This is a genomic window from Pseudomonas sp. CAM1A (genome assembly GCF_047501685.1).
Taxonomy (GTDB): Bacteria; Pseudomonadota; Gammaproteobacteria; order Pseudomonadales; family Pseudomonadaceae; genus Aquipseudomonas.
On sequence record NZ_JBFNXP010000001.1, the window covers coordinates 715,204 to 735,048 of the forward strand.

Sequence of the window (19,845 nt, forward strand, 5' to 3'; positions counted from 1 at the left end):
GGGAACGACACGAACGACTTGAAGCCTGCAGCTGCTTCGCGGAGCGAAACGATGATCAACAAAGAAAGCCTTACCCACCACATCTCCCAACAGTTCAACGCCGAGCTCGAGGAGGTGCGCAGCCACCTGCTGGCCATGGGCGGGCTGGTGGAGAAACAGGTGAATGACGCCGTCACCGCGCTGATCGAGGCCGACTCGGGCCTGGCCCAGCAGGTACGTGAAGTCGACGAACAGATCAACCAGATGGAGCGCAACATCGACGAGGAATGCGTGCGCATCCTCGCCCGTCGTCAGCCGGCGGCCTCCGACCTGCGCCTGATCATCAGCATCTCCAAGTCGGTGATCGACCTGGAGCGCATCGGTGACGAATCGACCAAGATCGCCCGCCGTGCCATCCAGCTGTGCGAGGAAGGTGAGTCGCCGCGTGGTTATGTCGAGGTGCGCCATATCGGTGACCAGGTGCGCAACATGGTCCGCGACGCGCTGGACGCCTTCGCCCGCTTCGACGCCGACCTGGCGCTGTCGGTGGCCCAGTACGACAAGACCATCGACCGCGAGTACAAGACGGCGTTGCGCGAGCTGGTCACCTACATGATGGAAGATCCGCGCTCGATCTCCCGCGTGTTGAGCGTGATCTGGGCCCTGCGTTCGCTGGAGCGCATCGGCGACCACGCGCGCAACATCTCCGAGCTGGTGATCTACCTGGTGCGTGGTACCGACGTGCGCCACATGGGCCTCAAGCGCATGAAGGCCGAGGTGCAGGGCGAAGCGTTCGATGAGGGCGAAATCGCTAATGTTCCGGCTGAACCGGACGATAAATAAGATTGCTCCCGAGCATGAACGCCCGGCAACCGCCGGGCGTTTTCGTTTGCGGTCGAGCACCAGCAGGCACCCGCGAACCGTGTGAGAAGTCCCGGCGTGACCAGTGGTTTGGCAAATGGCCATCAGTCGGCGGTATGCTAGCCGGGATCAAGAGGAGTATCGATGAGTAAAGTGAATGTGCTGGTCGTGGATGATGCCCCGTTCATCCGCGACCTGGTAAGGAAGTGCCTGCGCAATGCCTTCCCCGGCATGGTGATCGAGGACGCGGTCAACGGTCGCAAGGCCATGGCCATGCTGAGCAAGGAACGTTTCGACCTGGTCCTGTGCGACTGGGAAATGCCGGAGATGTCCGGCCTCGAACTGCTGACCTGGTGCCGCCAGCAGGAAGAGATGAAGACCATGCAGTTCATCATGGTGACCAGCCGTGGCGACAAGGAAAACGTGATCCAGGCCATCCAGGCCGGCGTTTCCGATTTCGTCGGCAAGCCGTTCACCAACGAGCAACTGCTGACCAAGGTGAAGAAGTCGCTGACCAAGATCGGCAAGCTCGACAGCCTGATGTCCAGCGCGCCAGCGCGGGTCAACTCGGCGTTTGCCAATGACTCGCTCAGTGCCCTGACCGGTGGTCGCCCTGAAGCTGCCAAGGTGACTGCGCCTGCCGCCGCGCCCGTGGCAGCAGCGGCCAAGCCGCTGCTCAACGCCCCCACGCCAAAGACTGCCGCTGCGGCGGCCCAGGCTGGTCGTGGCCAAGGCCAACTGCGCCTGGCCAGCGGCACTCAGCCGTGCATGATCAAGGCCCTGAGCCTGAAGGAAGCCCTGCTGGTGGTGCGCCGCGGTACCAACCTGCCACAGGTGCTCGAAGGCGCGGTGCTGGATCTGGAGCAAGGCGAGAATGCCGAAACGGCGCGCCTGAACGGCTACCTGCACGCCATTGCGGCGTTGGAGCCCAAGCCTGAGAGCGACTGGCTGCAGCTGACCTTCAAGTTCGTCGACCAGGATGCGCAGAAGCTCGACTACCTGTCGCGGCTGATCGCCCGCGGCACGGCGCAGAAGCACTTCACCCCCGGGGCCTGATGGCCGGGCTGTACTCTCTGTAGGAGCGGCTTCAGCCGCGATCACCCGCGAAGCGGGTGCCATAGCCGCGTTGCCTGCATCGCGGCTGAAGCCGCTCCTACAGGGGCCCGCTAAAACTTCCGACCAGCTGTCACAACTTGTCTTTATCTGGGCTGCTAGGCTTCGACAGAACGCAACTGTCAAAAAGCCACCATCATGCCGCCCTCCCGACTGCTGCTGTTCTGTGCCTTGCTCACGGCCTCGGCGTCGAGCCTGGGCATGACCATCTACAAGACCACCGATACCTATGGCGTGGTTTCCTATTCCGACCGACCCAGCGTGGGCGCCAAGGTTTTCGTGTTCCGCGAACCCATGGTCGAGCGCCTGGACGGCCAGGTGCGGCTGAAGACCGAGGATTTCGCCGGTGGTGTGCGTTTTGTCGCGCGCAACGAGCTGTTCGTGCCGATGGAGGTTGAACTGCGTGTGGAGCGCCTGGCCAATGCCCAGGGCGGCAACGCCCCGCGCATCGTCCGGCGCCTGGTGCCGCCGCGCTCGAACCTGATCCTCAGCGTGGTACAGGCTCGCCAGGGGGCTCGCCTCAAGTACGACACCAAGTTCCGTTACGCCATGGGCGACCCGGGCCAGCGCCCGCAGGGCTATCGGTATCCGTTCCCCTGGAAGGGCGGGCCGTTCCGCCTGAGCCAGGGCCCCAATGGCCGTTTCAGCCACTTCGGGCCCAAGGGCCGCTACGCCATGGATATCGCCATGCCCGAAGGCACGCCGATCATCGCGGCACGCGGCGGGGTGGTGGTGAAGATCGAGAACAACCAGAGCGGGCGCGGCAACAATCCGGCGGGCAATTTCGTCAGGATCCTGCACCCGGACGGCACCATGGGCGTTTACCTGCACCTGATGCGCGGCTCGGTGGTGGTGGGCGAGGGGCAGCGGGTTGCTCAGGGGCAGCCATTGGCCAAATCGGGCAACACCGGCAACAGCAGCGGGCCGCACCTGCATTTCGTGGTGCAGCGCAATGTGGGGCTGGCGCTGGAGTCGATCCCGTATCAGTTCGACCGGCCAATCGGTGGGCTGCCGGACTTTACCGCAGGGAATCCATGACGCATCGCGGGGCAAGCCCGCACCCACAGAGGTAGGCGCGGGTTCTCGGGTCAATCGAGCTTGAGCACCTTGGCCAGCACGATCTTCGGCCCTTTCATCTTCTTGATGATGATGCGCAGGCCTTCGACCTCCAGCACTTCCTCTTCCTCAGGGACGCGCTTGAGGGTCTCGTAGATCAGCCCGGCGAGGGTTTCCGCCTCGATGTGGTCCAAGTCGATACCCAGCAAGCGCTCGACCTTGAACAGCGGCGTATCACCGCGCACCAGCAGCTTGCCCGGCTGGTAGGCGAGGATGCCGCGCTCGGTCTTGCGGTGCTCGTCCTGGATATCGCCCACCAGCACTTCCAGCACGTCTTCCATGGTCAGGTAGCCGATCACCTTGCCGTCGGCTTCCTCGACCAGCACGAAGTGCGCGCCACCCTTGCGGAACTGCTCAAGCAGCTGGGCCAGCGGCATGTGCCGCGACACCCGTTCCAGCGGGCGGGCGAGGTCTGCAAGGTCGATGGTTTGCGGCAAGTGATCGAGCTCTGCGAGCTCCAGCAGCAGGTCCTTGATGTGCAGCAGTCCGGTGAATTCCTCGCGCTCGGCGTCATACACCGGGTAGCGGCTGAACTTGTGACGGCGCAGCAGGGCGAGGATTTCCTTCAGCGGCGCATGGGCATCGATGCTGACCATGTCCTCGCGGGAGTTGGCCCAGTCGACCACTTCCAGCTCGCCCATCTCCACGGCCGAGGCCAGCACGCGCATGCCCTGGTCGCTTGGGTCCTGGCCACGGCTGGAGTGCAGGATCAGCTTGAGCTCCTCGCGGCTGTAGTGATGCTCGTGGTGCGGCCCAGGCTCGCCTTGGCCGGCGATGCGCAGGATGGTGTTGGCGCTGGCGTTGAGCAGGTAGATCGCCGGATACATCGCCCAGTAGAACAGGTACAGCGGCACGGCGGTCCACAGCGACAGCAGCTCGGGCTTGCGGATCGCCCACGACTTGGGGGCCAGCTCGCCGACCACGATGTGCAGGTAGGAGATCACGAAGAAGGCGACGAAGAACGAGATCGCCTTGATCAGCTCCGGGCTGTCCACGCCGACATAGGCCAGCAGCGGCTCGAGCAGGTGGGCGAACGCCGGCTCGCCGACCCAGCCCAGGCCAAGGGAGGCGAGGGTGATGCCCAGCTGGCAGGCCGAGAGATAGGCGTCGAGCTGGTTGTGCACCTTGCGCAGGATGCTGCCACGCCAGCCATGCAGCTCGGCGATGGATTCGACGCGGGTGGAGCGCAGCTTGACCATGGCGAACTCGGCGGCCACGAAGAAGCCGTTGAGCAGCACCAGGAACAAGGCAAAGAGAATCATGCCGAAATCGGCGAACAACGAGGTGAGGCTGATACCAGGGGAAGGGTCCATGATGGGGTTTTTACGGGGTCCGTCTTTGAAAGGGAGAAAAAAAGTGCCAGCTATGGCTGGCACGGGGGATCCAATGTAGCGGCTGAAGCAGCAAAAGCAAAGGGCTGCAAAGCAGCCCCGGTAATGTCAGGCTTTGTTTGCGACCAATTGCGCTGGCGCAAAGTGGCAGGTAAAGGTGCTGCCATGCCCCGGTACGCTGCTGATTTCCAGGCGTGCGCGATGGCGCATCAGTACGTGCTTGACGATCGCCAGGCCCAGCCCGGTGCCGCCGGTGTTGGAGGCGCGGCTGGAGTCGACCCGGTAGAAGCGTTCGGTCAGGCGTGGCAGGTGCTTGGCCTCGATACCGACCCCCGAGTCCTGCACACTGAGGTGCGCGCCCTGGTCGTCGGCCCACCAGCGAATGCGGATATTGCCCTCATCCTGGGTGTACTTGACCGCGTTGAACACCAGGTTGGAGAACGCGCTGCGCAGCTCCGACTCGCTGCCCTTGAGGCGTATGCCAGGCGTTGCTTCCAGGCTGATCCGCTGGTTGCGCGGGCCCGAAAGTGCCTGGGCGTCGTTGTAGATCGTGGTGAGCAGCGTGTCGACCGCCACCGGCTGGTTGTCAGACGGATAGTCGGTGGCTTCGAGCTTGGCCAGCAGCAGCAGGTCGTTGAGCAGGGTCTGCATGCGTGAGCCTTGCGCGCTCATCTGCTTCAAGGCACGGCTCCAGCGGGGGTTCACGTCCTCGACGTTGTCCAGCAGCGTCTCGAGGTAACCGGTGATCACCGTCAACGGCGTGCGCAGCTCGTGGGAGACGTTGGCGACGAAGTCCTTGCGCATCTGTTCCAGCTGGTGGATGCGGGTCACGTCGCGCACCAGCATCAGGTGCTCGTTGTTGCCGTAGCGGGTGAGGTGCAGTTGCACGCGCAGGCGGTCGTTGATCGGCGACGGGATTTCCAGCGGTTCGGCGTAGTTCTCCGACTCGAAATACTCCTTGAAGCGCGGGTGACGCACCAGGTTGGTCACCGGCTGGCCACCGTCCTGCGGGGTCTTGAAGCCCAGCAGGGTTTCGGCGGCGCGGTTCCACCACTCCAGGTTGCCGTCGCTGTCGAGCATGATCACCGCATCGCGCAGGGCGGCGGTGGATTCCTGGACCCGGTCGATCACTGCCTGCAAGCGACCGCGCACGCGCTGGTCGCGGCGTTGCAGGTGATAGATGCTGTCGAACACTTCGCCCCACAGGCCGTAGCCATCGGGTGGCGCTTCATCGGGTTGATGATTGCGCAGCCAGTCGTGCAGGCGCAGCAACTGCTTCAGTGTCCAGCCCAGGTAGAAGGCTAGGCCGATGGCCAGGCTCCAGCCGTAGTACCCGCTGACCAGCCCGCCGATCAGGCAGACGGTGATCAGCAGGAGCATGTGGCGAATCAGGGTCGCGTGCCAGTTCTGGTTCAATTCACGGTCCTTGTACAGCGGGCGCTTGGGCTTCGATCAGCTTTTGGTCGAGAAGCGATAGCCAGTGCCGCGGACGGTTTGTACCAGATTTTCGTAGGCTTCACCCAGTGCCTTGCGCAGGCGGCGGATGTGCACGTCGACGGTGCGCTCCTCGACATAGACGTTGCCGCCCCAGACCTGGTCGAGCAACTGGCCGCGGGTGTAGGCGCGCTCCTGGTGGGTCATGAAGAACTGCAGCAGGCGATACTCGGTGGGGCCCATCTCGGCCGGCTTGCCGTCGATGGTCACGCGGTGGCTGATCGGGTCGAGCAGCAGGCCGCCGACTTCGATCGGCGCTTCGCTGTCGCTTGGGCCGGTGCGGCGCAGCACGGCCTTGAGGCGGGCCACCAGTTCACGGGGCGAGAACGGCTTGGTGATGTAGTCGTCGGCGCCGACTTCCAGGCCCTGGATCTTGTTGTCCTCTTCGCCCTTGGCGGTGAGCATGATGATCGGAATGTCGCCGGTCAGCTCGTCGCGCTTGAGGCGGCGGGCCAGTTCGATGCCGGAGGTGCCCGGCAGCATCCAGTCGAGCAGGATCAGGTCCGGCTTGCGGTCGACGATGATGGCGTGGGCCTGCTGCGAGTTCTCAGCCTCCAGGCAGTCATAGCCGGCCATTTCCAATGCAACGGCGATCATCTCGCGGATAGGCGCTTCGTCGTCGACGATCAGAATGTTTCTGCCAACCATGCTCAATTACCTCTCCCAGGAACGATGTCTTGGCCCGCATTAGATAACGGAATTATTGCAGCTGTGTGACAGGGCGTGGGCGGTTCTGGCGACATTGCGTGACTGGACTAGGCTACAAGGGGCCGCGAGGGCGGCCGCGAACATTCAATCCACCCCTGAAACAATGGTGATTCCAATGACACGACATACGCTGAGCTGGATGGCCCTTTGCGCTGCGCTGGCAGTGCCGGGGGTGGCGTCGGCTCATCACGCCATGGAGAAGGATGGCATGTGGGTCGACCACGATGGCATGACGCTGTACACCTTTGACAAGGACGCTGGTGGCAAGTCCATGTGCAATGGCGAGTGCGCCAAGAACTGGCCGCCGCTGATGGTGAAGAATGACGACGAGGCGCCGAAGGACAAGTGGACTCACGTCACCCGCGACGATGGTTCGATGCAGTGGGCCTATGACGGCAAGCCGCTGTACACCTTCGTCAAGGACAAGAAGGCCGGGGAGACCACCGGTGATGGCATGAAGGATGTCTGGCACGTCGCCAAGCCTTGATGCACCAGGCGTGGGAGCGCCGCACCGCCGCTCCCACCATTGGCCTGCATAATTTCAGCGCAGCGCGTAGTCCAGCACTACACCCATGAAGATCAACAACCCCGCCCAATGGTTATGCAGGAACGCCTTGAAGCACGACTCGCGGTCCAGTTTGCGCGTCGACCAGAACTCCCAGGCGAAGCATATCGCCGCCGCCAGCAGCCCAAGGTGGAACCAGCCGCCCAGCTCGAAGCGGTTGCCCGCCAGCAACAGGCAGCCCAGCGACAGCAGCTGCAAGGTCAGGATGATCACCCGGTCGGCCTCGCCGAACAGGATGGCGGTGGATTTCACGCCGATCCTCAGGTCGTCGTCACGGTCGACCATGGCGTAGTAGGTGTCGTACCCCACCGTCCATAGCAGGTTGGCGATATACAGCAGCCAGGCGCTGGCCGGCAGCTCGCCACCCGCGGCGGTGAAAGCCATCGGGATACCCCAGGAATACGCGGCGCCCAGCACCACCTGCGGGTAGTAGGTGTAGCGCTTCATGAACGGGTAGCAGAAGGCCAGGGCGACCGCGCCGAACGACAGCCACACCGTGGTGGCGTTGGTGCACAGTACCAGCAGGAAGCTCACCCCCACCAGCAGGGCGAACAGCACCAGCGCTTCGCGGGGCTTCACCCGGCCGCTGGCCAGTGGCCGGTCGGCAGTGCGTTTGACATGGCCGTCCACCTTGCGGTCGGCGAAATCGTTGATGCAGCAGCCGGCGGCACGCATCAGCATCACGCCCAGGCCGAAGATCAGCACGTTGGCCAGGGTCGGCGAGCCATTACCGGCGATCCACACCGCCGACAGCGTCGGCCACAGCAGCAGGTAGATACCGATCGGGCGGTCCATGCGACTCAGCTGGATGAAGTCCCAGGCTCGTGGGTGCAGGCGGTTGAGCGACTTGAGCAGTTGCAGGTACATCAGCGGTTTTCCTCCTTGGCCGCGTGCCACAGGGCGGGCAGGAACACCTCGGCCACCAGCAGGTCGAGGCCGGCGCGTTCGAAACGCGAGCGACGTCCCCACAGTCCGGCGCTGGCGACCTCGGTGGGCAGCCAGGCCTGTGGATAACTACACACTTCGATTGGGTGGCGGACGAACGCCTGGTCGCAGAACAGCAGCTCGCCCAGCGAGCGGCTGCCCAGGGTTTCCAGGTCCAGCCCGCCACGCTCCAGCGCTGTGCGGCTGGCGACGCTGCGGGCGAATACCCACGGCTGGCCATGGCCGCGCAGATAGACCTCGCGCACCCAGCCCTGCGCGCCGGGGGCAAGGCTCAAGGCGGCGCATTCGTCGTCGCGCAGGGGCTGCCAGCCCTCGAACAGGGGCGTGACGCTGAAGTGATCGTGGGAGAGATGGGTCAGGCGACGGGTCAGGGAGCCCTCGTCGAACAGCCAGCCCAAGGTCGGCTGGTCGAGGGTGGTCGCCAGCTGCGGATACGCCAGCCACGCGACAGCGGCTGCTTGCGGGGTTTCGTACGGCACGTCGGTATGCTTGATACAGGCCAGAGAGGCGGCGAGCTTAGCATGATTGCCATCCTGGCTTGCATACTGCCAGCAGGGTCAGTACAAAAGCCGACCAGAGATTGCACGGTGGTCCCCTGGCGGGCTTGTCCCGCACCGAGGCCATCAGTTGCAACGCACCCAGTAGCCTGAGCGAGGAACAGCAGTAAATGAAGAAGTGGCAATGTATTGTCTGCGGCCTGATCTATGACGAAGCCGACGGTTGGCCGGACGACGGCATCGCCCCCGGCACCCGCTGGGAAGATGTACCGGAAGACTGGCTGTGCCCTGATTGTGGCGTAGGCAAGAGTGACTTCGAAATGATCGCCATTGGCTGATCACAAACCTGGTTTGAACAAGGAACGCACGACATGACGTCCCCCGTGGTGATCATTGGTACCGGCCTTGCCGGCTACAACCTGGCGCGAGAGTTTCGCAAGCTGGACGGCGCACGCCGCTGCTGCTGATCACCGCCGATGACGGTCGCTCCTACTCCAAGCCGATGCTGTCCACCGGCTTTGCCAAGCAGAAGGACGCCGACGGCCTGTGCATGGCCGAGCCGGGCGCCATGGCCGAGCAGCTCAAGGCCGAGATTCGCACCCATACCCGCATCAGTGGCATCGACCCGGGCCACAAGCGCCTGTGGATTGGCGAGGAAGCGGTGGAATACCGCGACCTGGTGCTGGCCTGGGGCGCGCAGACGGTGCAGGTGCCTGTGGAAGGCGATGCGGGCGAGCTGGTCTTCCCGATCAACGACCTTGAGGACTACGCACGTTTTCGCGTCGCTGCCGCAGGCAAGCAACGGGTGCTGATCCTCGGCGCCGGCCTGATCGGCTGCGAATTCGCCAACGACCTCACCTTGGGCGGCCTGCAGTGCGAGGTCGTGGCGCCGTGCGAACAGGTAATGCCGACCTTGCTGCACCCGACGGCGGCGGCCGCTGTACAGGCAGGCCTGGAAGGGTTGGGCGTGCGTTTCCATCTCGGCCCGGTGCTGACCCGCCTGCAACGTTCGGGGGCGGCTGTGGAGGCGCACCTGTCCGACGGCAGCGTCATCCCTTGCGACCTGGTGGTGTCTGCGATCGGGCTGCGGCCGCGTACCGACCTGGCGGCGGCAGCGGGCCTGCAGGTCAACCGCGGGGTGGTGGTGGATCGCCAGCTGCGCACTTCTCACGCCAACATCTTCGCCCTGGGCGACTGTGCCGAGGTCGATGGCATCAACCTGCTGTACGTCATGCCCTTGATGACCTGTGCTCGTGCCTTGGCCCAGACCCTGGCCGGCAACCCGACTGCGGTGGCCTATGGCCCGATGCCGGTCACCGTGAAGACCCCGGCCTGCCCGCTGGTGGTATCCCCGGTGCCGCCCGGCCACGAGGGCACCTGGGTGGTGGAAGGTAGCGGCGCCGACCTGAAAGTGCTCTGCCAAGGCGCCGATGGCCAACTGCTGGGCTACGCCCTGACCGGCGGCGCGGTCATGGAGAAACTGGCGTTGAATCGCCAGTTGCCACCCTTGATGGCGTAAATAGCGGGCGTTCTGTCGGAATTATCCTGTTCTTGCCGCGACAATGGCCGCCCAGATACTGGCGCGGCCCCGGTCGGCGTGCCATCCTCACTGGCGTCTGCCGCAGCCTAGAGCCTGCGGTGCCTTGAACGCTGCTCCCTTCGGCAGCACGGCATAACAACAAGAAATCCCGTCAAAGAGGCTTCACTATGCGTAAACCAGAACTCGCCGCCGTCATCGCCGAAAAGGCCGATCTGACCAAGGAAAAGGCCAACCAGGTCCTCAACGCGATTCTCGACAGCATCACCGGCGCACTCGACAAGGACACCGTCACCCTGGTCGGCTTCGGCACCTTCGAAAAACGCCACCGCGGCGCTCGCACCGGCAAGAACCCGCAGACCGGCGAGCCGGTCAAGATCAAGGCCAGCAACACCGTCGCCTTCAAACCAGGCAAGAACCTGAAAGAGAGCGTCAACGCACCGGCCAAGCCTGCCAAGAAAAAGTGATCGACAAGCCATCGAGACGGGCGCCTTATGGCGCCCGTTGTGTTTCTGGTGAGCAAATGCGGCGAACTTGCATAATCAGGGCGATAAACGGATAAACTGCGCGACTCAGTCATTTTTCACTCGAGGCGCGTTGATGAAGTTTCGTTTTCTTCTCTGGGCCATGGGCTTGCTGATGGCCAAGGCCAGCCGCAACAACCCGGCGTTCCAGCAGCAGCTGCAGGACAAGGATCTGGTGTTCCAGATGCAGACGCTCGACGGCAAGGTTGCCCGGCACTTCATCGTCAAGGACCTGCGCATCAGCAGCAAGGGCGGCCTGCACCCGCAGCCGGCGTTCGCCATTGCCTTCAAGGATGCCGCGTACGGCTTTGCCACGCTGCAGGCCGGTAACAAGCAGCTGGCGTTCATGCAGGGGATTCAGGAGAAGAACATCCAGATCAAGGGCAATCCGGCGCTGGTGATCTGGTTCCAGGGCTTGATGAAGTACCTGAAACCGAAGAAGAAAGTGTAGGAGCGGCTTTAGCCGCGATACAGGCACCGCGGTTTCTGGCACCCGCTTCGCGGGTGATCGCGGCTGAAGCCGCTCCTACGGGGCGGCCTTAATGCGAATGCGGTGCGTGGAACTGCGACGCCAGCTCGCGTAGCAAAGCCTCGGCCTCCAGCACCTTGTTCACCACCTCTTCGGCCTTGTCCCGGGTCAGCCCCAGGCGCTCGAGCAGGGCATCCGGGATCTCGTCCTTCGGCCCCGAGCCGATCCCCCGGGCGCGCAGCAGGCGCGTCGCGAGGCACACCAGGTTAGGGAACGCCGCATAGTCACCGTCGTACGCCGGATCGTGCTGAAAACGCAGTGCTGTTGACAGTTCGTCGGGCATGTCCCACAGCTTCATCAGCCAGGCACCGATCTGTTCACGGCTGATCCCCAGCAAGTGCTGCTCCACATAGCTGTGGCACAGGTGCGGGTTGACCTCCAGATGACGGCAGATCAGCGAGAAATGCGGTGGGAAGACGTGGGCCAGCAGCAGGTAGCCGAAGTTGTGCAGCAGCCCGGCCAGGTAGGTCAGGCCCGCTTCCGGGCGCTCGGCGCGCGGCATGGCACGGGTCAGGCCCTCGATCACGGCAGCGGTATAGATCGACTGCTGCCAGTATGGCGTGGCCTGTTGCGGGTGGTCCTTGGGCAGGCTCAGGGTCTTGCCCAGGGCCAGGCCCAAGGCCAGGTTGATTACCAGGTCAAAGCCCAGTACCCGCACGATGGCGTCTTCCACCGAGCGGATCTTGCCGGGCGAGGCATAGTAGGGCGATGCCGCCCAGCTGACGACTTGCGCAGCCAGGGCCGGGTCGGTTTCGACCACGCCAGTGATGTCGTCGATGCTGGCATTGGGGTCGACACGCAGCTTGATGATCTTCTGCGCGGTGTCGGCCAGCGGCGGAATCTCGATGGTCTGCTCCAGGCGTTGCTGGATGCGCCGGGCGGTGAAGGCCTGGACCGCGCGGATGACTTCCTTGGGAGGGCCGTCCAACTGATCGAAACTCAGGCGAATATCGCTGATCGGCTGGCCGAAGGTGCTGGCGCTGGCCTTGACCAGCATCTTCTTGAAAGCCGTCCGGCCAACTTCCAGGAGCAGCCCGGCTTCACCGGACTGGATCAGCAGGGTTTCGTTGTCGAGCAGGCTCTTTTCGTACTGGCACGGCGAGCTGGTCAGCGCGGGAATGGCGGGCAGGGCCTTGAGGTGATGCTTGTCGAGCATCTGTTTCAAGCGCTCCAGCGGCACGGCCTTGAGCTTGCGGCCGGTCAGTTCCTCGAGGCGCTTGAGGTCCAGCAACTGGCTTTGCGGGAACAGCACCATCAAGGCACCGATCTCGTCATCGAGCAGCACGGCCTGAACGCGCGAGTTGGCCGGCAGCCCCGGGTGCTCGGGCACCTCGCGGAAGCTGACGCCGAGCTTGTCGAGCAACAGCCGGATGACAGACGGTGCGTGTAGGGTTGCGGTATCCAGGGCAACTTCAGTCATGGCCTGTATCCAATCATTTCTGTAAACGCGAAGTATAACCAGCCTGGCCGCCAAGCTGGATCCATTATGGGACGGGCGTCACACCTGGCCATATTGTTGGCCGTGGCGCAACCAGCGGTCGAGCAGCGGGCTGACGTGGTCGGGCCAGCGTGCCAGCAGGGCCTGGGCCGCGTCGCGCACAGCCGGCAACAGGTCGGCGTCGCGCATCAGGTCGGCGACCTTGAACTGTAGCAGGCCGGTCTGGCGGGTCCCGAGCATCTCGCCGGGGCCACGCAACTCCAGGTCCTTCTCTGCTATGACGAATCCGTCGTTGGTTTCCCGCATGATGCCCAGGCGCTCGCGGCCGATCTGCGACAGCGGCGGGTGGTAGAGCAGTACGCAGTGGCTTGCCGCGCTGCCCCGGCCGACCCGCCCACGCAGCTGGTGCAGCTGGGCCAGGCCCAGGCGCTCGGGGTTCTCGATGATCATCAGGCTGGCATTGGGCACGTCGACGCCGACCTCGATCACCGTGGTAGCCACCAGCAGTTGCAGGTCGCCGGCCTTGAACTCGGCCATCACCGCCGCTTTTTCCGCAGGCTTCATGCGTCCGTGGATCAGCCCCACGCGCAGTTCGCCCAGGGCGCTACCCAGCTCTTCGAAGGTGCTTTCGGCTGCCTGGCAGGTCAGTTCCTCGGATTCCTCGATCAGGGTACACACCCAGTAGGCCTGGCGCCCTTCGGCACAGGCGGCGCGCACCCGCTCGACCACCTCGAAACGACGGCTGTCGGCGACCAGCACGGTATTCACCGGTGTACGACCAGGGGGCAGTTCGTCGAGGACCGAGGTGTCCAGGTCGGCGTAGGCGCTCATGGCCAGGGTGCGTGGGATCGGGGTGGCGGTCATGATCAACTGGTGCGGGCACAACTGGCCCATGACGCCTTTCTTGCGCAGGGCCAGGCGCTGTTGCACGCCGAAACGGTGCTGCTCGTCGATGATCGCCAGGGCCAGGTGCTTGAACTGTACCTCGTCCTGGAACAGCGCATGGGTGCCGACCACCATTGGCGCGCCATTGGCGATCTGCTCCAGGGCACTGGCGCGGGCCTTGCCCTTGAGCTTGCCGGCCAGCCACGCGACTTCGATGCCCAGCGGCTCGAGCCAGCGCTTGAAGGTGATGAAATGCTGCTCGGCGAGGATCTCGGTGGGGGCCATCAGCGCCACCTGGTAGCCGGCCTCCAGGGCCTGCAGCGCCGCGAGGGCGGCGACCACGGTCTTGCCGGCGCCCACGTCACCCTGTACCAGGCGCATCATCGGTTCGGGTTGGCTGAGGTCGTAGGCGATCTCGTTACCGACGCGCTGCTGGGCACCGGTTGGGTTGAAACCGAGGTTGGCCAGGTATTGCGCTGGCAGGCGGGTTGCCTTGGGCAGTACCGGCGCACGCAGGCTGCGCTGGCTTTCACGCAGGCGCTGCTGGGAGAGCTGGTGGGTCAGCAGTTCCTCGAAGGCCAAGCGGTGCTGGGCCCAGTGATGGCCCTCGGCAAGCTCGTCGAGGTCAGCATCGGCCGGTGGGTTGTGCAGGTAGCGGATGGCGTCGCTCAGCGGTGCCAGCTGGTAGTCGCGGGCCAATTCGTCGGGCAGCCAGTCGGGCAGGCTGCGCGGGCCGAGCAGGCCCAGGCTCTGCTGGCACAGCAGGCGCAGGCGTTGCTGGGTCAGGCCTTCGGTGGTCGGGTAGATCGGCGTCAGTGTCTGTTCGACCGGCGGCGGTGCTTCATCGCCGTTTAGCGCCCGGTATTCCGGGTGGTAGATTTCCAGCCCCGAGGCCCCAGGGCGCGCTTCGCCATAGCAACGCAGGTGGGTGCCTCGCTTGAGGCCCTCCTTCTGCGCATTGCTGAAATGGTAGAAGCGCAGGCTCAGCGTGCCGCTGCCATCGCCCAGGCGCACCACGAGACTGCGACGCTTGCCCATGGTCACGTCAGCGCCGCTGACCACGCCCTCGATCACCGCATCCTGGCCGGGACGCAGTTGGCCGATGGGCACCACGCGAGTGCGGTCCTGGTAGCGCAACGGCAGGTGGAACAGCAGGTCCTGCAGGTTCTCCAGGCCGACCTTGGCGAGTTTTTCCGCCATGGCATCACCTACACCCTTGAGCGTGGTGACCGGGACGTTCGACAGCTCGGTCATGGGCTCAGGCCGGTTGTTCCACGGGTGGCTTGGCCACCGAGCAGAGACGGATCGAGTCGGCGAGGATCTCGATGGCCTTCGGCCGCGGGAAGCTGGCGCGCCAGGCGATGGCCACGGTGCGGAACGGTGCGGGCGCGGTCAGCGGGCGGACTTCGATGACGCCTGGCGCGTAATGATGGCTGTGCACCGCCGACAACGGCAGGATCGAGACGCCCAGGCCGGAAGCGACCATGTGGCGGATGGTTTCCAGCGAGCTGGATTCGACCGTGGTGTGTTTGGAGGCTTCGCCGCCCTTGTTCAGGGTCGGGCAGGCTTCGAGCACCTGGTCGCGGAAACAATGACCCTCGCCCAGCAGCAACAGGCTCTTGTCGTTGAGCATGGCGGTGTCGATGGTGTCCTTGGCGGTCCACGGGTGGTCGGCCGGCATCAGCGCACAGAACGGTTCGTCGTACAACGGCAGGGTCAGCACGTCGGCCTCGTTGAACGGCAGGGCGATGATCACCGCGTCCAGTTCGCCATTGCGCAGCTTCTCGCGCAGTACGTGGGTGAAGTTTTCTTCGATGTACAACGGCATCTGCGGCGCCACGCGGTGCAGTTGCGGGATCAGGTGCGGGAAGAGATAAGGGCCGACGGTGTAGATGGCGCCGACCTTGAGCGGGGCGGTCAGCTGGTTCTTGCCGGCCTGGGCCAGCTCGCGGATGCCTTGGGCCTGTTCCAGCACCTTCTGCGCCTGGGCGACGATGCTCTCACCGACCGGCGTGAGGCGCACCGCGCTCTTGCTGCGCTCGAAGATCAGCACGCCGAGTTCGTCCTCGAGCTTCTTCACGCCCACCGACAGGGTCGGTTGGCTGACGTGGCAACGCTCGGCCGCATGGCCGAAGTGCTGCTCTTGCGCGAGGGTGACGATGTAGCGAAGTTCGGTGAGGGTCATAACGTGCGTCCATGAAGTTGCGGCCCCAGCATAGCGGCTGCAATCGATAGACGCACGTTATCAGACTTGCCGTTTTGTGACAGAAACAAAAACGTCAGCGTCGGTCCAGCGAGTAGACGAACGGCGCAACCACTTCGATCGTGCCATTGTTCAGCAACTCCGCCGGAGGCTTCGGTACCGTGCCGGCACGGCGGATCATCTCCAGCGTGGCCCGGTCCAGCGCCGCGCTGCCCGAACCACCGGCCAGCGTGTACGAGACCACCTTGCCTTCGGCGTCGACCACGAAGCGCAGGCGGTTGATGCCCTGCAACCCACGGCGGCGAGCGTCCTCGGGGTACTTCTTGTACTTGGCCAGGTGGCGCAGCAGGTCGCTCTGCCAGCTCGGCAGGGCATTGCTGTTGGACGCGATGCTTGGCTGTGGCGCCGCCGACTTCTGCGGTGGCGTATTGCTGGGCGGTGTATCCGCTACATCGTCCTTGGCCGGTGGTTCGTCCTTCGGCGGCTCCAGTTTTTTCTCAGGCTTGGGCGGCTGTGGCTTGGCCTTGGGCTTGGGCGGCTTGGGGATGGCGATTTTCGGCTTTGGCGCCTCTGCCAGCTTCGGCAGTGGCGGTTYCTCGACCGGTGTCGGCGGTTTCGGGGCGGCCTTGGGCGGCGGCGGTGGCGCGGGCTCTGGCAACGGTGCCAGCTCGACCATCATCGCTGCCGGCGGCAACTCGAGGGCCTGGGGCACCGACCAGTTGAGCGTCAGCAGCACAGCGACCGCGTGCACACCCAGCACGATCGCCAGGCTGCCACCGTAGCGCGCCATGTTTGAGCGCGTTTTCGTCATTTCTTGGCTGCCGTCTCGAGTCCGACCAGGCCGACCTTGAGGTAGCCGGCGGCACGCATGGTGTTCATCACTTCCATCAGGTCGCCGTAGTCGACGCCCTTGTCAGCCTGGAAGAAGATGGTGGTTTCCTTGTCGCCCTTGGTCTTGGCGTCGAGCATGGCGCCAAGCTGATCGCGCTGGGCCACCTCGTCGTCGCCGAGGTAGAGCTTCTTGTCGGCCTTGACGCTGACGAACACCGGCTTCTCGGGCCTCGGCGCCGGCTTGGCGGTCGAGGCGGGCAGGTCGACCTTGATGTCGACCGTGGCCAAGGGCGCCGCGACCATGAAGATGATCAGCAGCACCAGCATCACGTCGATGAACGGCGTGACGTTGATTTCGTGGTTCTCGGCGAGGTCGTCGCCACCTTCGTTGAGATGCAGGCCCATGGTTTACCCCACTTTCACCATGTGCGGGGCGGCGCGTTCGCCACCCTGGTGGTCCAGATCACGGCTGACCAGCAGCAGGACCTGGGCGGAGGCGTCGGACACCTGTGCCTTGTAGCCGGCGATGGAGCGGGCGAAGACGTTGTAGATGACCACGGCCGGGATCGCGGCAACCAGGCCCAGGGCGGTGGCCAGCAGGGCTTCGGCGATGCCTGGGGCGACCACGGCGAGGTTGGTGGTCTGGGTCTTGGCGATGCCGATGAAGCTGTTCATGATGCCCCAAACGGTACCGAACAGACCGACGAACGGGGCGGTGGAGCCGATGGTGGCCAGCACGCCGGTGCCGCTGCTCATGGTGCGACCGCTGGCGGCCACCAGGCGCTCGAGGCGGAAGCTGACGCGTTCCTTGATGCCTTCCTTCTCGCGGGCGTTGGCCGACAGGCGCATCTCTTCGAGGGCGTCATGCACCAGGGTGTGGGCCAGGGTGCCTTCCTTGTTCGACACCTCGGCGGCTTCCTTCAGGCTCACCGAGCGTTTCAGCGCGGCGATCTCGCCATGCAGGCGGCGCTTGGCGCCCATCAGCTCGAAGCCTTTGGCGATCCAGATGGTCCAGGTGATGATCGAGGCGATGGCCAGGCCGATCATCACGGCCTTCACCACCACGTCGGCGTTCTTGTACATGCCCCATGGGGACAGGTCGTGGGCCATGCCCAGCGAGGTGTCTTCGACCATCGCCTGCACGTTCTCGTCGGCCGGTGCCTGGCCATCAACTGGGGCGTTGGCGTCGGCAGGCGCGTCGGTTGGCGCAGCTACCGGTGCCTGGCCTTCGGCGGCTGGCGCGGCCGGAGCGCTGGCGGCTGCCGGTGCAGCGGCATTAGCGGCGGGCTCATCGGCCATGGCCACAGGGGCCAGTACCAGGCTGAACATCAGCGCGGCAATGGCGCGCCAGGCGCGCGACGGGGTTGGCGAAGCGGAAGGTTGAGTACGTGTCATGCTGGCCGGACCTGATGAAGAGAAATGGGTTGAGTTCTTCAAGGCCTCGAAGCAGGCCGAGAACAGACAGGGCCGCCATTATTGCAAGTAATTCTTGTTAACAAAAGAATGGAGAGCGCTTTTTTTAACCTTTGTCTAGCCGCTGATCGCTAAATCCGGTTAGCGTGAACCTTTGGATTTGGAGTTTCATGATGTCGGACCTGAGTGCATTGATCGTCGGCTGCGGCGATGTGGGAGGCCGTCTGGCCCGCCAGTTGCTCGCCCATGGGTGGCAGGTCGATGGCCTGCGCCGGTCGGTGCGGGACCTGCCCGAAGGGGTGCGGCCCGTTGCCGCCGACCTGTCGAACCCGCGCCTGCCAGACGCGTGGCCAGCGCGCGCGCCGGACTACCTGGTGTACTGCGTGGCGGCCAGCCAGCATGACGAAGCAGGCTATCAGGCCGCCTATGTCGACGGTTTGCGCCATGTACTCGGCTGGTTGGCAGCCAATGGCCAGCAGCCGCGTCGCCTGCTGTTCGTTTCCAGCAGCAGTGTCTATGCACAACAGGATGGTGAGTGGATCGACGAAACCGCAGCCACCGCGCCCGAGGGGTATTCGGGCAAGGTGATGCTCGAAGCGGAGCGCCTGGCGCTGGACAGTGGCATTGCCGCCAGCATCGTGCGCCTGACCGGCATCTATGGGCCGGGACGTGAGTGGCTGCTGAGCCAGGTACGCCAAGGCTACCGAGTGGCCGAGGAGCCGCCGTTGTATGGCAACCGCATTCACGCCGAGGATGCCGCTGGTTTGCTGGCGCACCTGCTGCAGGCCGATGCCCGGGGTGTGACGTTGGATGATTGCTACATCGGCGTCGATGACGATCCGGCGCCACTGGCCGAGGTGGTGGGCTGGCTGCGCGAGTACCTGGGGGTCACCGAGTGGTCGGATGAGCAGCGGGTGCGGCGTGCCGGCAGCAAGCGGTGCAGCAATGCGCGGGCGCGGGCGCTAGGATGGGTGCCGCAGTACCCGAACTATAAAGAGGGGTATGCGGCGATTCTGCAAGGCAAGGGCTGAGCTTTGTAGCGGCTTTGCCGGCCTCATCGCCGGTAAGCTGGCTCCCACTGGTATTGCGAAGACCCTGGGCAGCACCGGCGCTGTGAAAACTGGCTTGTCGGTGGTCGATCAGTCTTTTTCCAGCACCCACTGCCGGGCGCCGGCAGTCAGTTGCGGCATTTCATCCGGCTGGGCGCGGTTCACCGCCTGGAAGATCTCCAGGGTGTCGCCGTCGCGCTTGAAGATCCACGGTGCGCCACGCTGGTTGCGCTCCAGCCACAGGCTGTCGTTGCCATCGCCCATGGTCGCGCAGTCACCCGCCAGGCACAGGGCAAAGCGGTCCGGGCCGGGCAGGCCGGTGACATTGCCGGTATCGCTGAAGCGCACTACCGCGCCCTTGCCCTGACCCTCGACGATCTTCCAGTCACCGCCCAGGTATTGCTGGTACAGCGCCTTCTCGAAGCTGCCGCCTAGCGCAGCGCCTTGCGGCGTTTTGCTGCGCACGAAGGTTTGCTCATGGCCGGAGGGGTCGATCACCACAAGTTCGTCGCCATCGAGCTTGAGCTGCTCGGTCAGGTCGCCTTCGAAGTTGACCTGCCAGTCCTTCTCGTTAGCGCTCAGGCGCCCGTCGGCGGCCTCGAAGCCATTGCTGAAGCTGGCCTGCTGGTTCTTGACGTCGATCTTCCACTCGAACACCGGACCTTTTGCGTCCAGGGCCTGGCGCAGGCTGGTGCCTTTGCTGGCGGCATCGATGGCGGCCTGGTTGATCCAGGTGCCGTTGAAATCTTCAGGCTTGTGGCTGGCGCAGCCGCCCAGGAGCAGGGCTGCCAGCGTGAGAGGCAATGCGTGGCGCATGGAGAAAACCT

20 protein-coding genes and 1 pseudogene are annotated in these 19,845 nt (G+C 64.5%); 9 read left to right on the forward strand and 12 right to left on the reverse strand.

Annotated features, from left to right (window positions below; genetic code table 11):
• Window positions 1–51 precede the first annotated feature (51 nt).
• The 3 genes from phoU (at window position 52) to ABZO33_RS03325 (ending at window position 2,991) form a co-directional block, all read left to right on the forward strand.
• A complete protein-coding gene (phoU, locus tag ABZO33_RS03315; protein WP_023630537.1) occupies window positions 52–822 on the forward strand; it encodes a phosphate signaling complex protein PhoU in 771 nt (256 codons plus the stop codon).
• Window positions 823–984: 162 nt separating this feature from the next.
• Window positions 985–1,896 carry a response regulator gene (locus ABZO33_RS03320; protein ID WP_414534834.1) on the forward strand — a complete coding sequence of 304 codons (912 nt, stop codon included), beginning with the start codon at window positions 985–987 and terminating at the stop codon, window positions 1,894–1,896.
• 195 nt (window positions 1,897–2,091) lie between these two features.
• Window positions 2,092–2,991 carry a peptidoglycan DD-metalloendopeptidase family protein gene (locus ABZO33_RS03325; protein ID WP_023630538.1) on the forward strand — a complete coding sequence of 300 codons (900 nt, stop codon included), beginning with the start codon at window positions 2,092–2,094 and terminating at the stop codon, window positions 2,989–2,991.
• 50 nt (window positions 2,992–3,041) lie between these two features.
• Here ABZO33_RS03325 and ABZO33_RS03330 read toward each other — a convergent pair whose 3' ends face one another.
• From ABZO33_RS03330 to phoB, 3 genes are all read right to left on the reverse strand, one after another.
• On the reverse strand, window positions 3,042–4,382 hold the full coding sequence (locus ABZO33_RS03330; RefSeq protein ID WP_214500802.1) for a hemolysin family protein: 1,341 nt from the start codon (window positions 4,380–4,382) through the stop codon (window positions 3,042–3,044).
• 126 nt (window positions 4,383–4,508) lie between these two features.
• Entirely contained in the window at window positions 4,509–5,780 is a 1,272-nt protein-coding gene (phoR, locus tag ABZO33_RS03335; RefSeq protein ID WP_414534888.1) for a phosphate regulon sensor histidine kinase PhoR, read from the reverse strand.
• A gap of 72 nt (window positions 5,781–5,852) precedes the next feature.
• A complete protein-coding gene (gene phoB / locus ABZO33_RS03340; protein WP_003253341.1) occupies window positions 5,853–6,542 on the reverse strand; it encodes a phosphate regulon transcriptional regulator PhoB in 690 nt (229 codons plus the stop codon).
• Between the two features lie 175 nt (window positions 6,543–6,717).
• Between phoB and ABZO33_RS03345 the strand changes: the two genes are divergently transcribed.
• Complete coding sequence (locus ABZO33_RS03345; RefSeq protein WP_414534835.1) at window positions 6,718–7,089, forward strand: hypothetical protein; 372 nt, start codon at window positions 6,718–6,720, stop codon at window positions 7,087–7,089.
• A gap of 54 nt (window positions 7,090–7,143) precedes the next feature.
• Here ABZO33_RS03345 and ubiA read toward each other — a convergent pair whose 3' ends face one another.
• Together ubiA and ABZO33_RS03355 are read right to left on the reverse strand one after the other, a co-directional pair.
• Window positions 7,144–8,034 (reverse strand): 4-hydroxybenzoate octaprenyltransferase, encoded by an 891-nt coding sequence (gene ubiA / locus ABZO33_RS03350; protein WP_414534836.1) that lies wholly within the window; start codon window positions 8,032–8,034, stop codon window positions 7,144–7,146.
• Entirely contained in the window at window positions 8,034–8,591 is a 558-nt protein-coding gene (locus tag ABZO33_RS03355; RefSeq protein WP_414534837.1) for a chorismate--pyruvate lyase family protein, read from the reverse strand. Before ABZO33_RS03355 ends, ubiA begins: the two co-directional genes overlap by 1 nt.
• 188 nt (window positions 8,592–8,779) lie before the next feature.
• Here ABZO33_RS03355 and ABZO33_RS03360 point away from each other — a divergent pair, with 188 nt between their 5' ends.
• From ABZO33_RS03360 to ABZO33_RS03375, 4 genes and pseudogenes are all read left to right on the forward strand, one after another.
• Window positions 8,780–8,947, forward strand: coding sequence for a rubredoxin (locus ABZO33_RS03360; RefSeq protein ID WP_023532601.1), 168 nt, complete (start codon window positions 8,780–8,782; stop codon window positions 8,945–8,947).
• 33 nt (window positions 8,948–8,980) lie between these two features.
• A pseudogene (locus tag ABZO33_RS03365) lies at window positions 8,981–10,128 on the forward strand (NAD(P)/FAD-dependent oxidoreductase).
• Window positions 10,129–10,316: 188 nt separating this feature from the next.
• Window positions 10,317–10,613 carry an HU family DNA-binding protein gene (locus ABZO33_RS03370; protein WP_414534838.1) on the forward strand — a complete coding sequence of 99 codons (297 nt, stop codon included), beginning with the start codon at window positions 10,317–10,319 and terminating at the stop codon, window positions 10,611–10,613.
• Between the two features lie 133 nt (window positions 10,614–10,746).
• The gene (locus ABZO33_RS03375) at window positions 10,747–11,121 is read left to right on the forward strand and encodes a hypothetical protein (protein WP_023631265.1); all 375 of its coding nucleotides are present in this window, start codon (window positions 10,747–10,749) and stop codon (window positions 11,119–11,121) included.
• A gap of 88 nt (window positions 11,122–11,209) precedes the next feature.
• Here the strand turns inward: ABZO33_RS03375 and ABZO33_RS03380 are convergent, their stop codons facing one another.
• The 6 genes from ABZO33_RS03380 to exbB all read right to left on the reverse strand — a co-directional run bounded on the left by ABZO33_RS03380 (window position 11,210) and on the right by exbB (window position 17,951).
• Entirely contained in the window at window positions 11,210–12,619 is a 1,410-nt protein-coding gene (locus ABZO33_RS03380; RefSeq protein WP_414534839.1) for an aminoacyl-tRNA deacylase and HDOD domain-containing protein, read from the reverse strand.
• A 78-nt stretch (window positions 12,620–12,697) separates the two neighbouring features.
• Entirely contained in the window at window positions 12,698–14,776 is a 2,079-nt protein-coding gene (gene recG, locus ABZO33_RS03385; RefSeq protein ID WP_414534840.1) for an ATP-dependent DNA helicase RecG, read from the reverse strand.
• A 4-nt stretch (window positions 14,777–14,780) separates the two neighbouring features.
• On the reverse strand, window positions 14,781–15,707 hold the full coding sequence (locus ABZO33_RS03390; protein ID WP_102684588.1) for a hydrogen peroxide-inducible genes activator: 927 nt from the start codon (window positions 15,705–15,707) through the stop codon (window positions 14,781–14,783).
• A gap of 94 nt (window positions 15,708–15,801) precedes the next feature.
• On the reverse strand, window positions 15,802–16,536 hold the full coding sequence (locus ABZO33_RS03395; RefSeq protein WP_414534841.1) for an energy transducer TonB: 735 nt from the start codon (window positions 16,534–16,536) through the stop codon (window positions 15,802–15,804).
• Window positions 16,533–16,961, reverse strand: a complete 429-nt coding sequence (gene exbD / locus ABZO33_RS03400) for a TonB system transport protein ExbD (RefSeq protein ID WP_023632733.1) — start codon at window positions 16,959–16,961, stop codon at window positions 16,533–16,535. The genes ABZO33_RS03395 and exbD overlap by 4 nt, the downstream gene beginning before the upstream one ends.
• 3 nt (window positions 16,962–16,964) lie before the next feature.
• Complete coding sequence (exbB, locus tag ABZO33_RS03405) at window positions 16,965–17,951, reverse strand: tonB-system energizer ExbB (RefSeq protein ID WP_414534842.1); 987 nt, start codon at window positions 17,949–17,951, stop codon at window positions 16,965–16,967.
• Window positions 17,952–18,142: 191 nt separating this feature from the next.
• Between exbB and ABZO33_RS03410 the strand changes: the two genes are divergently transcribed.
• A complete protein-coding gene (locus ABZO33_RS03410) occupies window positions 18,143–19,000 on the forward strand; it encodes an SDR family oxidoreductase (protein WP_414534843.1) in 858 nt (285 codons plus the stop codon).
• Window positions 19,001–19,108: 108 nt separating this feature from the next.
• Here ABZO33_RS03410 and ABZO33_RS03415 read toward each other — a convergent pair whose 3' ends face one another.
• On the reverse strand, window positions 19,109–19,834 hold the full coding sequence (locus ABZO33_RS03415) for a hypothetical protein (RefSeq protein WP_414534844.1): 726 nt from the start codon (window positions 19,832–19,834) through the stop codon (window positions 19,109–19,111).
• Window positions 19,835–19,845 lie beyond the last annotated feature (11 nt).

Coding starts and splice junctions, on each gene's coding strand:
- phoU (WP_023630537.1), top strand. CDS start 52: ATGATCAACAAAGAAAGCCTTACCCACCACATCTCCCAACAGTTCAAC.
- ABZO33_RS03320 (WP_414534834.1), top strand. CDS start 985: ATGAGTAAAGTGAATGTGCTGGTCGTGGATGATGCCCCGTTCATCCGC.
- ABZO33_RS03325 (WP_023630538.1), top strand. CDS start 2,092: ATGCCGCCCTCCCGACTGCTGCTGTTCTGTGCCTTGCTCACGGCCTCG.
- ABZO33_RS03330 (WP_214500802.1), bottom strand. CDS start 4,382: ATGGACCCTTCCCCTGGTATCAGCCTCACCTCGTTGTTCGCCGATTTC.
- phoR (WP_414534888.1), bottom strand. CDS start 5,780: ATGCTCCTGCTGATCACCGTCTGCCTGATCGGCGGGCTGGTCAGCGGG.
- phoB (WP_003253341.1), bottom strand. CDS start 6,542: ATGGTTGGCAGAAACATTCTGATCGTCGACGACGAAGCGCCTATCCGC.
- ABZO33_RS03345 (WP_414534835.1), top strand. CDS start 6,718: ATGACACGACATACGCTGAGCTGGATGGCCCTTTGCGCTGCGCTGGCA.
- ubiA (WP_414534836.1), bottom strand. CDS start 8,034: ATGTACCTGCAACTGCTCAAGTCGCTCAACCGCCTGCACCCACGAGCC.
- ABZO33_RS03360 (WP_023532601.1), top strand. CDS start 8,780: ATGAAGAAGTGGCAATGTATTGTCTGCGGCCTGATCTATGACGAAGCC.
- ABZO33_RS03370 (WP_414534838.1), top strand. CDS start 10,317: ATGCGTAAACCAGAACTCGCCGCCGTCATCGCCGAAAAGGCCGATCTG.
- ABZO33_RS03375 (WP_023631265.1), top strand. CDS start 10,747: ATGAAGTTTCGTTTTCTTCTCTGGGCCATGGGCTTGCTGATGGCCAAG.
- ABZO33_RS03380 (WP_414534839.1), bottom strand. CDS start 12,619: ATGACTGAAGTTGCCCTGGATACCGCAACCCTACACGCACCGTCTGTC.
- recG (WP_414534840.1), bottom strand. CDS start 14,776: ATGACCGAGCTGTCGAACGTCCCGGTCACCACGCTCAAGGGTGTAGGT.
- ABZO33_RS03390 (WP_102684588.1), bottom strand. CDS start 15,707: ATGACCCTCACCGAACTTCGCTACATCGTCACCCTCGCGCAAGAGCAG.
- exbD (WP_023632733.1), bottom strand. CDS start 16,961: ATGGGCCTGCATCTCAACGAAGGTGGCGACGACCTCGCCGAGAACCAC.
- exbB (WP_414534842.1), bottom strand. CDS start 17,951: ATGACACGTACTCAACCTTCCGCTTCGCCAACCCCGTCGCGCGCCTGG.
- ABZO33_RS03410 (WP_414534843.1), top strand. CDS start 18,143: ATGTCGGACCTGAGTGCATTGATCGTCGGCTGCGGCGATGTGGGAGGC.
- ABZO33_RS03415 (WP_414534844.1), bottom strand. CDS start 19,834: ATGCGCCACGCATTGCCTCTCACGCTGGCAGCCCTGCTCCTGGGCGGC.